Origin of the sequence: Streptomyces angustmyceticus, from assembly GCF_040701845.1 — a bacterium.
GTDB lineage: Bacteria > Actinomycetota > Actinomycetes > Streptomycetales > Streptomycetaceae > Streptomyces > Streptomyces angustmyceticus_A.
The window spans coordinates 178,910-191,801 of record NZ_JBFBHQ010000001.1; the positions used below are offsets into that span (position 1 = coordinate 178,910).

Consider the following 12,892-nt stretch of genomic DNA (forward strand, 5'->3'; position numbering starts at 1 on the left):
TCCTCTCACGCCGGGGAGGGGGCGGCGCCGGCCGCGGTGTCCTCCGGGGCGTCGCCGCGCCGTGCGGCGGCGCCGCGTGCCTCGGCCGCGCCCGGCTCGTCCGGCAGCTTCAGGAAGTGGGCGAGCACACAACTGACCGCGTACATCCCCGCGAAGATCCAGACCACCCCTTCGACGCCGAGCGGTCCGACGAAGGCCGCGACCACGGCCGGGCCGACGAAGGTGCTGGCTCCCGCGCCCAGGTTGAGGGCGGCGAGCGCCTGCCCCTGGTGCGTCGGCTCCAGAGTGGGCACCAGTGCCGATATCGGTACATAACCTGCCAGCGTAGCGCCGTAGAACGCGGCGACCAGGAGGGCGAGCGGGAAGTTGGGGCCCGCCGCGTCCGGGACGTAGAAGAGCAGCAGGGTGCTGAGCGTGCAGCCGGCGCCGCCGAACCAGGCGATGGTGCGGCGCCAGCCGAACCGGTCACCGACCACGCCGAACAGCAGGTTGGCGAAGATGTTGGTGGCGAACATCGCGCTGAGCAGATGCAGCCACTGGGTGAGGCCGAAGCCCACCGTCCTGGTGAAGTGGATCGGCATGATCACGAAGAAGCCGAACTGCGAGGCCGTGTTGATCACCCGGACCACCGAACCGACCCCGACCCTGGGGTTGCGCCACAGGATCGTGACGCTGCCGACCAGCGTGGCCACCGGCCCCTCCCCCGTGCCGCGGGCCCGCCGCGCGCCGCGGTCGTCACGCACCAGCAGCAGCGCGATCAGCCCGCCCGCGGCCACCAGCGCCAGCGCGGCCCACAGCGTGGCGTAGGCGCCGATGTGCGGGATCAGCCCGCCGGCGACCAGCGAGCCGAGCGTGGGCAGGCCGCCGGTGAAGGCGAACCAGAACCACCCCATGGCCGTACCGAGCCGGGCGCGCGGCGTCACCCCCGCGACCCAGACCAGGAACCCGTACGCGAACAGCGGATACCCCAGCCCGCGCAGCCCGTAGGCGAGCATCATCATCGGGTAGCTGGTCAACGGGATGGCGGCGAGCAGGAAGAGCAGCTGGAAGACGCCCCAGATGCCCAGGCCGGTCCACATGACGCGGCGCGGACCCCACAGCTCGGACAGCACACCGGAGAGCCAGGCGGCGAGGCCCGCCGCGATCCCGTAGACGGTGAACAGCAGCGCGACCCGGGACTCGGGGATGCCCTGGTCGGCGAGGTAGGGCGACAGATAGCCGGACTCGACCCCGTCTCCGATCATGAAGAGGAGGAGGCCGAGGTATCCCCAGGCGAGGGTCGGCGGGATACCCAGGCGTGTGATCAGCGAACGCGGAGGAGAGTTCGTCATCGAATCTCCCTTTCTGCGGCGGCGGGCAGGAGGGGTGAACGCAGCGATGGAACCGCCGGGCGGAAACGGGCGTCAATGGCCGCCGGAATCTTCGCATCGGGGCCGCGACCTGCCATGTTGCGTCGTACCGGAACCGCATGTGGCCGCCATGGTCACCGCGCGCTCCATGTGAAGTCCGTGCGAACATAACGCGGCGAATTCACGCGGCGGAGCCCGGGCGGCCCGGCCGCGGCCGCCCGCCGCACGGCCGCGCGGGAACCGGAAGGGAGCGGAGCGATGGACCGGGTCGAAGCCCAGGAGGAGCGGCGCCGCCGCATGCGGGATGCCGTCATCGCCCGGGGATTCGCGCGCACCGCGGACCTCGCCGAGGAGTTCGGCATCAGCCTGATGACCGCGCACCGCGATCTGGACGCCCTGCAGGCACAGGGCTGGCTGCGCAAGGTGCGCGGGGGCGCGACGGGGCTGCCGTCGGCACAGTTCCACGGCAGCGTCGCGGAGCGGATGGCCACCATGGCGCAGACCAAGCAGCAGCTGGCACGGGCCGCCGCCACCCTGCTGGTCCCCGGCCAGTCGGTACTCCTCGACGACAGCACGACCTGTCTCCTGCTGGCCCACCAGGTCGCCGAGCACACCCCGCTGACGGTGATCACCAACTCCCTGCCGGCCATCACCACCCTCGCCAAGGAGTCCGGCATCTCACTGATCACGCTGGGCGGCACGTACTTCCCGGCGTACGACGCCTTCATGGGCCCGCACACCGCGGAGGCGGTACGGGCCTTCCGCGCCGATGTGCTCTTCCTGTCCACCACGGCCGTCACCAACGGCCGCTGCTACCACACCTCGCCGGAGACCGTGCAGGTCAAGCGCGCCATGATGGAGAGCGCCGGCCGCCGCGTCCTGCTCGCCGACCACACCAAGTTCACCAAGGGCGGCCTCTACGCCCTGGCCCCGCTCACCGACTTCGACCTGCTGATCGTCGACGACGGCCTCCCGGCGGACCAGGTACGGGACATCCGGTCGGCGGGCACCGAGGTGTTGGTGGTCTCCTCGCTGGGCCAGGGCCGCTGACCCGGCACACCGCCCGCACACGCCCTCCCCCGCCGCCGACTCCGCCCGGCGGGCACGGACGTCACCGTGACGGGCGGGACGGAACCCCTCGTCCGGGACGCGCCCGCCGGCTCGGTCAGCCTCCCTCTCCCCCGCCATCGGGGCCCGGTGCGCCCTGCCGCTGCCGCCGGGCCCAGAAGGGGTGGTCGGTCCAGCGGGTCTCCTGGGCGTGGACGGTGCGGTGGCCCTGGCGGTAGGCGGCGCGGGCCGTGGTGACCTGCGCCGCGTAACGGGGCAGGGCCGCACGGTCGCCTTGCAGTCGGGCGTGGACCGCACGGCCCGCGCTCAGGCCGGTGTAGAGGGCGGTGAGGATGCCCTGGGAGCTGAGCGGGTCGAAGGCGGCCGCCGCGTCTCCGGCGGCCGTCCAGCCGTCGCCGTGCACCCGGTCCAGGTGGGCGCTGTGCGCGGGGGCGCGGCGGGGCGGGCGCGCGGGGGTGAGGCCGTGCGGGCGGGCCCGGCGGGAGAGGTGCCGGGTGGCCAGCAGGCGCGCACGGAACTGCTCCGCGCCGCGCGCCGCGGCGGCGGGCAGGTCGGCGTCGGTGAAGTAGGCGACCAGGCGGTGCCCGGAGGGCAGCAGGGCGGTGTACCACCAGCCGTCCCGGTCGGACTCGACCAGCGAACGGCCGTCGGCCGGGGCGGACGGGGCCGGGTCGAGGGTGAGGTGGAAGGCGGTGAGCCGGTCGCCGGTGCGCCGCCGGGCACCGGAGCGCACCGCGATCGCGGCGCCCCGCCCGGTGGCGTCCACCACCCAGCGGCAGCGGACCGTCCGCTCCCCGCCGCCGGCGCTCTCGCGCAGGACGAGGCGCCAGGTGCCGTCCGGCTGCCGGGCGGGGCGCCGTACGCCGGTGTGCCCGGCGACCTCGGCACCCGCCGCACGGGCGGCCGCCCGCAGCCGCCGGTCGAAGAGCGGCCGGTCCAGGTGCCAGCCGTGGCCGTACGGGTCGTGGAGGGCGTCCACGGCGTGCAGTTCGGCCGAGCCCCACGCGGACAGGGTGCCGTGGCAGGGCAGATGGCCGCTGCCGAGGACCGGCCGTTCGACGCCGAGGTCGGCCAGCAGCAGCCGGCCCGCGGACACCAGCGTCTCGCCGGCCTTGGGCGGGCCGGTGCCCGCGTCGGCCAGCAGGACGGTGCGCCCGGCCCGTACCAGGGCGAGCGCGGCGGCGCAGCCGGCCGGGCCGCCGCCCGCGACCACGACGTCGTAGTCCGGTACGGGGCTCACCGGGCGCCATGGAGGGGGTCGAGCTTCTCCAGGTACCCCGCGGCGATCGCCGCTTCGTCCCGGCCGGTCGCCTCCTTGACCTCCTCGACCGCCTGCTGCACCAGCATCGACTCGACGGCCCGGGCCGGGACCTCACCGGTCCAGGAGTCGGCCGCACCGGCGAGTTGGGGCACGCCCGCCTCGGGCACCTGGATGTTGATCAGGTTGGTGTGGTCGGGGACGGGCGGATAGCCGGGCTCGGACTCCACCTGGAGGTAGCGCGGGAACTTCGCGTCGCCCACGGTGTATTCGTGCGGCTCGACGATGCCGAACCGGAACCAGTCGTCGATCATCTGCCGGCGCTGCTTGTTGAAGTCGGTGCCCTTCAGGCCGCGCAGCCATACCGCGCGGTTCTCGAAGGCCTTCTCCCGGACGCTGTCGTCGGAGCCGGTGGGCGGGGTGTTGACGGTGGTGAAGTCCGCGTGCTTCAGCACGTGGTTGGGGACCTGCGCGGGCCAGAAGGTGGGCAGGTAGGGGCTGTAGCGGGGGCCGAGCCCGGACCGTACCTGGTAGCCGGAGCGGCAGCTCGCGGCGTCGCACTGCCAGGGGGCGGCCATCCAGCGGGTGAGGTCGCCGGGGCCCTGTGCGAACAGCGGGCCGTTCTTGCCCAGGGCGTCCTGGACCGTGAGCGCGTCGCCGTAGTCGCGTTCCGGGTTGTCCGGCCCGCGGTGCAGGATGCGGAACGGCTCGGAGTACAGGGTTTTGTGCCGCATCGGCCAGGTGACCTCGCAACCGGGGTGGAAGGCGTCGGCGGCGCAGTTCTCCAGCGCGGCCCGGTCCAGCAGGCCGGGCTGTTCGGCGGGCGGTGCGTCGTCCACGACCGGGAATCCCGTACGGGGCGGCCCGGAGGTGAAGTGGCCGTCGGCCCATTGGGCCAGCATCCGGTCCTGGGCCGGGGTGAGGGTGAGGTGCTGGCGGACGGAGGTGGGTTTGCCGCTGGACATGGCGTCGCCGTAGAGCCACGGCCAGGGCACCGGGGAGGTGCCGTCCCGGTCGAGGTCGCGCATCTGGACGTAGACCTGACGGCGCAGCTCCTGGGCCGCCTCGCCCGGGTCGGCGAGCCGTCGGCGCAGGTCCGGGTCGAGGAAGTGGTACGGGCCGGCCCAGCCGAACTGGGTGGCGAAGCCGTGGTTGACCCACTGCAGATCGCAGAACCGGCGCAGGAGCGGCTCGATGTGGTCCGGGTAGGAGACCCGCTGTACGTCGGGCAGGGTGTGCTCGGTGACGAACAGGTCGGACAGGAGGTCGTAGAGGGTGCGTACGGTCTTCACGCCGGGTGCGTAGTGCGGCGGGGCGACCACGGCCCAGGCCGGGGTCGCCGTCTTGGTGACGCCGCGGAGGGTGACCTCCGCCGTGACCGGGCCGTCGGCGACATCGTCGTACCAGGTGTCGTTGTTGGCGACGCCCGAGATCGGCTTCTCGGGCATGGCGTAGGAGGCCGACCGTCCGGCGCCGCCGACGACCAGCAGGCGGCCGTCGGTCTGGGTGGACATCGAGCCCAGGGCGACCGCCCGGCTCATGATCTTGCCGGCGAAGGCGGCGGTCTCGTGCCGGGAGGCGCGGACGGTCTGGCGGCCGGGGTCGATGACGAGCTTCTTGCGCTCCGCTCCCCTGACGTCGAAGTTGCGGCGCCGCCGCTGGGCCTCCGTCAGGCCGCCGGCCTCGGGGATGTCGAGCGGGAGGTGGAACTGGTACCAGGCGGCCTTCTTGTTGGCCAGGTGCACCGACCAGGTGATCTCGGTGACGTCCTCGTCGCCCAGTTTGAGTTCCCTGACCACCTCGCCGGCCTGGTTGTAGCCGTAGACCCGGAAGCGGGCGGCCTGCCGGATGATCTTCCCCGAGCTGTCCTTGTAGGAGCCGGGCGGCAGCGGCGGCTGGTCGGGGGACTCCGGGCCGGTGAAGGGCTGTCTGTCGCTGTTGCCGACCCGGGCGATGCCGATGGCGGGGTGGATCTTCACCTGTGCGATCTGCGTGTCCATCGAGGAGCCTTTCCCAGGGCAGGTGCGGATGCCCCCGAAGACCTCAAACGTAGGAGCGGAGCCGGTCGCGCGGTGCGGCCGGGGGCGTCACCTGGGTGCACCGGTTCACTCGTCCGGGAGGACGGGGGCGGTGCCGGCGCGGGTGCTGGTCATGACCGGGTCTCCTGGTTCCGCTCGTCGGCGCTGGCGTGCTCCAGGGCGTCGAGGACCGCGAGCTGCTTGCGGTCGCGCTCCCCGGTGAGGTCGCGGTACGAGCGGGAGCCGTACGCGTCCTCCACGGCCCTGATCAGCCGTTCGGTCTGCTCCGGGGTCTGCTCGGCGCCGCCGGAGGAGTCCCCCAGCCGCCGCATCGCCGGGCCGAGGTGCTCGGCCATGTGCCGGTAGCCGCCGGGGCCGCCGCCCAGGTGGGCGCCGAGGAAGGGACCCACCGTGGACCAGCGCAGGCCCAGCGAGTTCACCATGATCGTGTCGAGTTCGGCCGGCCCGACCACGCCCTGTTCCACCAGGTGGACGGCCTCCCGGCTGAGGGCGTTCTGCAGGCGGTTGCCGACGAAGCCGGGGATCTCCTTGCGCTCCACCACCGGGACCCGCCCCACCGAGCGGTAGAACCCCACCGCCCGGGTGACGGCGTCCTCGTGGGTGCGCCGGCCGGGCACCACCTCCACCAGCGGCACGAGGTGCGGCGGATTGAAGGGATGGCCGATCAGGATGCGTCCGGCGTCGTCGATCCCGTCGGTGAACGTGGTGGCGGGGAGGGCGGAGGAGGAGCTGAGCAGGAGTGCGTGGGAGGGGGCTTCGCGGACCAGCCGGGCGAAGAGCTCGCGCTTGAAGCCGGTGTCCTCCGGGCCGCTCTCCTGGACCACATCGGCGTGCCGGACGGCCTCGGTGACCTCGCCGGCGAGCTGGACCCGGTCGGCCAGGCCGGCGGTGTCCAGACCCTGCCGGGCCAGCTGCGGGGCGGCCTCGGCCAATGCCGCGCCGACGGCTTCGGCGAGGTCGGGGCGCGGATCGGTGACCCGTACCCGCAGTCCGTGCCCGGCGAACAGGGCGGCCCACGACAGTCCGATGGTCCCGGCGCCGATCACGGCCACGGTGGGGCGGGTGGTGCTCATGGCAGATGCTTCTTTCCGTGCGCGGTGTCAGCGCGCGAGGTAGTCGTGCACCGGCGTGGCCGGTGCCAGGGTGAGGTCGGTGAGGAGGTGGCCGGCCGAGACGATCTCGCGGACCGGGAGGTCGGCCAGCGGGGCCAGCACATGCGCGTGCAACTGCAGCCGGGCGGGGCCGGTCCAGGCGCCCTTGACGGTCACCTCGCTGATCTGGGTGCGGACCAGCTGCGCCACCTGCGGCGTTCCGTCGTGGCCCGGTACCAGCTTGAGCATGAAGGTGGGCACGGTGAGCTGTGCGGCCGCCTCTTCGGGGTCCAGCTCATGGTGCTTGTAGCCCATGGTGGCGGTCGCCACCCGGACCGTGCCGTAGTCGAGGACGCCGACGAGCGCGCCGTGGTCCACGTAGAGGGCGGGCGAGCCGATGGTCTTCGGGTAGGCGCTCGCCTCGCGCCCGGAGGCGGTGGCCGCGAAGTTGTCGAGGTACATGGCGTGCAGGTATTCGCCGCGTTCGCCGCCGAGACGGACCGGAATCGCCTGGCCGGATTCGGTGTACGGCCCGTATCCGGTGACATCGCCCATCCGCATCACCTCGAAGCGCACCAGCGGTTCGTCGATCTCCAGCGGTTCGGGCACCACCGCGCGCAGGGCGTCGTAGTCGGTGCGGTAGACGACGTTGAGGTACTCGCGGTGGGTGAAGCGCGGAACGACGGGGGGATACGCCGGATTGAGCAGGGGGGTGGCATGGTGCCGGGTGACTTCGTGCTGCTTCACGGGAGTTGCTCCTCTACTTTCCCTGCCAGACGGGGGCCCGGCGCTCGGCGAAGGCCGTCATGCCTTCTCGTACGTCGGCCGACGCGGCGAGGGCGGCCATCTCGGTGCGCTGGGCGGCGAAGGCGGCCGGCTCGGGCGTGCCGTCGGCGGCGTGGGCGATCTTCTTCACCGCGGCGAGGGCGAGCGGGGCGTTCGCCGCGAGGGACACGGCCCACTCCAGCGCCGTGGGAACCGTTTCGCCGGCCGGGACGACCCGGTTGGCGATGCCGAGCAGGCCGGCCCGCTCGCCGGAGACCGGCTCACCGGTCAGCAGCAGCTCCATGGCCAGGTGGTACGGGATCCGCTTGGGCAGCCGGATCGCCCCGCCGCCGGCCGCGACGAGCCCGCGCTTGACCTCCGGCAGGCCGAACCGGGCATCGTCCGCGGCGACGATGAGGTCGCAGGCCAGGGCGAGTTCGAAGCCGCCGCCCATGGCCCAGCCCTCGACGGCGGCGATCAGCGGCTTGGTCGTCACGGTCTCGGTCAGTCCGCCGAAGCCCCGGCCGGGGATCTCGGGCGATTCACCGGCCAACGCGGCCTTGAGGTCCATTCCGGCGCTGAAGGTGCCGCCGGCGCCGGTGAGAACACCGGCCCGCAGTGCGGGATCGTCCGCCAACTCATCGAGTGCGGCGGCTAGTTGGGCGGCGACGGCCGCGTTCACCGCGTTGCGGGCACGGGGCCGGTCGAGGGTGATGAGGAGGGACGTGCCGATCCTCTCGGTGCGGACCTCGGGGGCGTCCGCGGGGCGGGGCGGGGCAGGGGTGGCGTCGGGTGTGCTGGGCATGGCCCGGTCCTTCGGTGGTGGGCGTGCGGGGTGGCGGGAGGCGGCGTCGGCGTGACGGGGTGTCGGTGCGGCTCGCCAGGACGGACGACGGCGGGCACGACCCGCCGGCACCGGTCCGGATCGGCGACACGACGTGGCGTCAGGACCGCCTCGCGGCGAGCTCGTCGAAGACCTCGTCGGTGTGCTGCCCGGGCAACGGGGCGAGCCGCCGGACCGAGGCCGGGGTGGCGGAGTAGCGCACGGGGATGCCGACCGAACGGATCGGGCCCTCACTCGGGTGCTCGACCAGGTCGAGAAGGTGCCCGTCGCGGACGTACGGGTCGTCGGCCGCCCGGTCCAGCTCCAGCACGGGCGCCATGGGGATGCTGTGCTTGGCGCAGATCTCCTCCCACTCCTCGGTGCTCAGCCCCGGCGCGCAGCGGGCCACCAGTTCCATCAACGGGTCGACGTCGGCGTCGTCGATGGCCGGCCCGGCCACCCTGGGGTCCTCGGCGAGGTCGGGGCGGCCGGCGGCGGCGAAGAAGTCGCGGTAGTTCTGCGGGGAGTACGGCACGATGCAGGCGAGCCCGTCGGCCGTGTGCACGGCCCGGTGGCCGCGCTTCATGGACAGCGGGAAGCCGGTGGCGCCCTCCGCGGGCTCGTAGACATGGCCCGCGAGGTGCTCGACGAGGTTGAAGGCGAGCAGGGTGTCCGTCATGGGGACTTCGATGTGCTGGCCGCTCCCCGTGCGGTCGCGGTGCACCAGTGCGGCGAGCACCGCGTAGACGATGGTCAGCGCGGCAACCTTGTCCCCGATGATGGTCGGCAGGTAGACGGGCCGGCCCAGCGCACGGTGGGCCACGTCCACCAGACCGGAGGACGCCTGCACCGTCTCGTCGTAGGCAGCGTGGCCGGCGCGGGCCGAGTCGCTGCGGAAACCCTGGGCGTGGGCGTAGACCAGGCGGGGGTGGCGCTCGGCGAGGTCGGCGTAGGTCAGGCCGAGCCGGGTCAGGGCGCCGGGGCGCATATTGGTGATCAGCACGTCGGCGGTGGCGATGAGCGCCAGGGCGCGTTCGCGGTCGGCGTCGTCCTTGAGGTTCAGGGACACGCTGCGCTTGTTGCGGTTGACGTTCAGGTTGAGCGGCGTCATCCCGGGGGTGTTCCGGTAGCGGCCCGACCGTACGGTGTCCGACGGCGACTCGATCTTGATGACGTCGGCGCCGAGGTCTCCGAGGATCTGGGCGGCGTAGGGACCCATCACCACCGTGGACAGATCGATCACCCGTACGCCGTCCAGCGGGCCGTCGGCGGTTTCGGTCGTGGCGTCCATTCTCGCTCCTGCGGAAGTAGCTGTACTGCGAATGTTTCCGTCTCCGACGGTAGGCGGGATGGCGCGGAATGAGAACGATCAAGAAACGAAGAAGGGCATGACCGCTGTGGTCATGCCCTTCTTCTCGGTGCGGCGCGTGCGGATCAGGCGAAGAGTTCGTCGGCGAAGATGCGCCGGGCCGCGGCGACCAGCTCGGTCAGATCGCCGCCGGACTCCGCCCGGTCCTTGCGGAAGAGCAGGCCGGTGGCGAGTTCCGGCCGGAAATCCACCACCGGCACCACCTTCACGTTCTCCAGCCGGTAGGAATGCATCGGGCTTTCCGGCGACAGCATCGTCATCGAAAAGGCGAGGCCGCCGGACACCAGTTCCGAGGTGCCCGCATAATCGGAGCTGTTGATGCGAATTCTCTTCTTCAGTCCCGCGGAATTCAGCCGGGCATCGATTTCGTCGAAGTAGGCGGGCATCGCCTCGGCGGCGGTGGCCACATAGGGCAACTGCCTCAGCTCGTCCAGGGTGACCGACTCCCGGCCCTCGAACCGGTCGGCGGGGACCGCCGCCCCGAGCCGTTCCCGCATGACCCCGATGACGCCGAGCGCGGGATCCGCGACCGGCAGCCGGGCCAGTGCGAGCGCCAGCCGGCCGTCGCGGACCGCCTCGGCCAGGCTGGTGGACCGGCCCGGCCAGCGCTTGAGTTCGTACGCCTCTGTGCAGGCGCCCTCCAGTTCCCCGACCCGGGCGCGCAGGGCCGGGTGGACCCCGGAGGGCATCCCGATGAGCAGGGTCGTGCGCTGCGGACGGACGGCCTCGCGCAGCCGCCAGGGAATGGCGTTGACGCGCTCCAGGACGTCGCGCGCCATCGGCAGCAACGCGGCGCCGGCCGGAGTCAGCTCCACGTGATGCGTGGTGCGCTCGAAGAGCGTCTGGTCCAGCTCCCGCTCGAGGTCCTTGATCCGCTGGCTCAGCGGAGAAGCCGCCATGTGCAACTTGCGCGCCGCCTGCGAGAAATTCAACTCTTCGGCAACCGCCACGAAGTAACGCAGGTGCAGCATGTCCACACGGCCACACTACCGGGAGCGGATACCGCGCTGCGCGGTGCGCGGTGGCGCCCGCGAACCGTGAACGGCGCCCGTCAGGGGCTGCCCGTCTTCAGTCTCAGGTTCCACTTGGCCAGGGCCTCGCCGACCGGCTGGAAAATGGTGATGGTGGGACCGCCGAAGTTGCCGCAGGTGGCGGCGCCGCCCCCGGAGTGCACGCCGATCGCCATCGGGGCGTTGGGCTGGGTGACGTACGAGCCGCCCGAATCACCGGCCGCCGAGCAGGCGTTGGTGAACGACAGGCCCTCGATGACCGTGTTGCCGTAGTCCACGGTCTGGTCGACCCGGGTGATCTCCCCGCAGTGCCAGCCGCTGCTCTGCCCGGAGCGGCAGATCGACATGCCCACCAGGCCCTCCTGGACGCCGGTGACGGTGACCGGCAGGCCGCCCTGGCCCGCCACGTACGAGCTGACGGTCCAACCGGGCCGGTCGACCTCCACCAGCCCGAAGTCGCCCTCGCGGTCGTTGATGCTGTGGCCGCCGCCCTGGTTGGAGGTCCCCATACGGCTGCCGTCCTTGCCGTACGCGGCCTGGTCGGGAGTGAGGGTGCAGTGACCGGCCGTCAGGAATCCCTGGAAGCCGCCCGGCCCGGTCACCGAGAAACCGATCGAGCAGATCCCCTCGCTGCCGGGCATCCACCGTTCGCCGCCCACCACCGAACCGCCCTGCTGGCGCGGCCCGCGGTCGGTGCGCTCGACGGTGACGGGGATCTTCGCGGGTGCCGCGAGGCCGCGCACGGCCGTCTCGAAGGCATCGGCCCTGGCGGTGTGCCGGGTGCGGTCGAAGCGGATCACGACGCCGTTGGCGCGCTCGTCCACGCCCCATCCCGTGACGCCCGGTACGCCCTGGCCGGCCCGCCCGCTGATCTGCCGCACCAGCGCGGTGAGCGCGGCGCGGCTGTGCGGCACGGTCTTGGGCACCGCCCCCGCGGCCCGTACCAGCTCCGCATCGTCGGCGCCGGTGACCGCGACGACGAGCTTGCCGGTCGCCTTGTCGAACCACATCCCGGCGGGCGGCGCGGCGAGCACCCGGCGCACCGTGGCCGCGGCGCGGTGCGCATCGGCCTCCTGCGCGAGCCGGGTGCGCACCTGTTCCGCCGTCAGTCCGAGGTCCCGGCGCATCGCGTCGAGCATGGCGCGCGGCGAGGGCTGGGGCGACGGATCGGACCGCGGCACGGCACGCGCCTGGCCGAGCGGCACGGCAGCCGCCAGGACGGCGGCGACGGTCGCGCCCCAGAGAGCTGCCTTGCGAAAGCGGCGGTCCATCGGCGATCTCCTCGCGGTGTCGGGTGACGTCGGATCCGATTCGTCGAGCCTGCGCGACACCGCGGCAGGCGGCATGAGGGAGATCGCCTGCATCATGACCGGATGACCCGTGACCCCGGCCGTCAAATCCCCGGCCCCCATGGCGCGGTAGCCCTCCGGTCGCTGCCGGAGGAGCTGCGCAAGGTGACCTACTCGGGCGCCCGCCATCCGGGAGCACCGACACCTGAATGCCCGTCATGCGTGCCGGACGGGGCAGCCGACGCCTCCGGCAGCACCGCACCTGACACTTTCGCCGACCTGGCCGGGGGCGCGAACTGCCAGCGCTACGCCTATGCCGTACTGCGCCACTTCGGCCTGCTGATACCGCCGTTGCGCTCGGCGGAACTCTGGGCGGACGACCGCGCGACCCGGCGGGCCGCCCGACCGCAACCGCTGGACCTGGTGCTGTTCGACGCCGGGCCGGCCGAGGGGCGGCCACCGGGGTACGGCGCGCATGTCGGCGTGCACCTCGGGCCCGACCAGGTCCTGCACCTGTGCCGGGAGATCGGCCGGCCCGCCGTGTGGCGCTATGCGGACTTCGCGGCCCGCCCGCGCTACCGGCGCTTCCTCGGCGCCAAGCGGGCGGTGGGCGCGCGGAACGCCGAGGGGCGGTGAAGACGGCGGGCCGCTGAGCGGGCCGCGGGGGAAGGCCCGGCGGTCACCGAGCGGGGCCGGGCGGGGCGGGGAGCACCCCCTCAGATGCGGCGGGTCGGGGCGGGGAGCTCCCCCTCAGATGCGTGGCGGGCTCGGGCCCTCGGACGCTCGGCTCCGCCGCGTCGTGGCGCGCCCCGCGCCGTCCAGCCCATGCCG

At 73.0% G+C, this 12,892-nt stretch carries 11 protein-coding genes; 2 read left to right on the top strand and 9 right to left on the bottom strand.

Features of this window, described 5'->3' with window-relative positions:
- Positions 1 to 5: 5 nt before the first annotated feature.
- The gene (locus tag AB0411_RS00745; RefSeq protein ID WP_366415007.1) at positions 6 to 1,331 is read right to left on the bottom strand and encodes an MFS transporter; all 1,326 of its coding nucleotides are present in this window, start codon (positions 1,329 to 1,331) and stop codon (positions 6 to 8) included.
- Between the two features lie 276 nt (positions 1,332 to 1,607).
- Between AB0411_RS00745 and AB0411_RS00750 the strand changes: the two genes are divergently transcribed.
- Positions 1,608 to 2,399, top strand: a complete 792-nt coding sequence (locus AB0411_RS00750; protein ID WP_366415008.1) for a DeoR/GlpR family DNA-binding transcription regulator — start codon at positions 1,608 to 1,610, stop codon at positions 2,397 to 2,399.
- A gap of 115 nt (positions 2,400 to 2,514) precedes the next feature.
- Here the strand turns inward: AB0411_RS00750 and AB0411_RS00755 are convergent, their stop codons facing one another.
- The 8 genes from AB0411_RS00755 to AB0411_RS00790 form a co-directional block, all read right to left on the bottom strand.
- Positions 2,515 to 3,657, bottom strand: coding sequence for an NAD(P)/FAD-dependent oxidoreductase (locus AB0411_RS00755; RefSeq protein ID WP_366415009.1), 1,143 nt, complete (start codon positions 3,655 to 3,657; stop codon positions 2,515 to 2,517).
- Positions 3,654 to 5,675 (bottom strand): LodA/GoxA family CTQ-dependent oxidase, encoded by a 2,022-nt coding sequence (locus tag AB0411_RS00760; protein ID WP_366415010.1) that lies wholly within the window; start codon positions 5,673 to 5,675, stop codon positions 3,654 to 3,656. The genes AB0411_RS00755 and AB0411_RS00760 overlap by 4 nt, the downstream gene beginning before the upstream one ends.
- A 149-nt stretch (positions 5,676 to 5,824) precedes the next feature.
- Positions 5,825 to 6,787, bottom strand: coding sequence for a 3-hydroxyacyl-CoA dehydrogenase NAD-binding domain-containing protein (locus AB0411_RS00765; protein WP_366415011.1), 963 nt, complete (start codon positions 6,785 to 6,787; stop codon positions 5,825 to 5,827).
- A gap of 27 nt (positions 6,788 to 6,814) precedes the next feature.
- Positions 6,815 to 7,552, bottom strand: coding sequence for an acetoacetate decarboxylase (locus tag AB0411_RS00770; RefSeq protein ID WP_366415012.1), 738 nt, complete (start codon positions 7,550 to 7,552; stop codon positions 6,815 to 6,817).
- Between the two features lie 13 nt (positions 7,553 to 7,565).
- Positions 7,566 to 8,375 (bottom strand): crotonase/enoyl-CoA hydratase family protein, encoded by an 810-nt coding sequence (locus AB0411_RS00775; protein WP_366415013.1) that lies wholly within the window; start codon positions 8,373 to 8,375, stop codon positions 7,566 to 7,568.
- A 139-nt stretch (positions 8,376 to 8,514) separates the two neighbouring features.
- Positions 8,515 to 9,684 (bottom strand): CaiB/BaiF CoA transferase family protein, encoded by a 1,170-nt coding sequence (locus AB0411_RS00780; RefSeq protein ID WP_366415014.1) that lies wholly within the window; start codon positions 9,682 to 9,684, stop codon positions 8,515 to 8,517.
- A gap of 143 nt (positions 9,685 to 9,827) precedes the next feature.
- Complete coding sequence (locus AB0411_RS00785; RefSeq protein ID WP_366415600.1) at positions 9,828 to 10,733, bottom strand: LysR family transcriptional regulator; 906 nt, start codon at positions 10,731 to 10,733, stop codon at positions 9,828 to 9,830.
- An 80-nt stretch (positions 10,734 to 10,813) separates the two neighbouring features.
- Entirely contained in the window at positions 10,814 to 12,043 is a 1,230-nt protein-coding gene (locus AB0411_RS00790; RefSeq protein WP_366415015.1) for a S1 family peptidase, read from the bottom strand.
- 102 nt (positions 12,044 to 12,145) lie between these two features.
- Between AB0411_RS00790 and AB0411_RS00795 the strand changes: the two genes are divergently transcribed.
- Positions 12,146 to 12,697: a cell wall hydrolase gene (locus AB0411_RS00795; protein WP_366415016.1), complete on the top strand. Its 552-nt coding sequence runs from the start codon at positions 12,146 to 12,148 to the stop codon at positions 12,695 to 12,697.
- Positions 12,698 to 12,892: the final 195 nt, after the last annotated feature.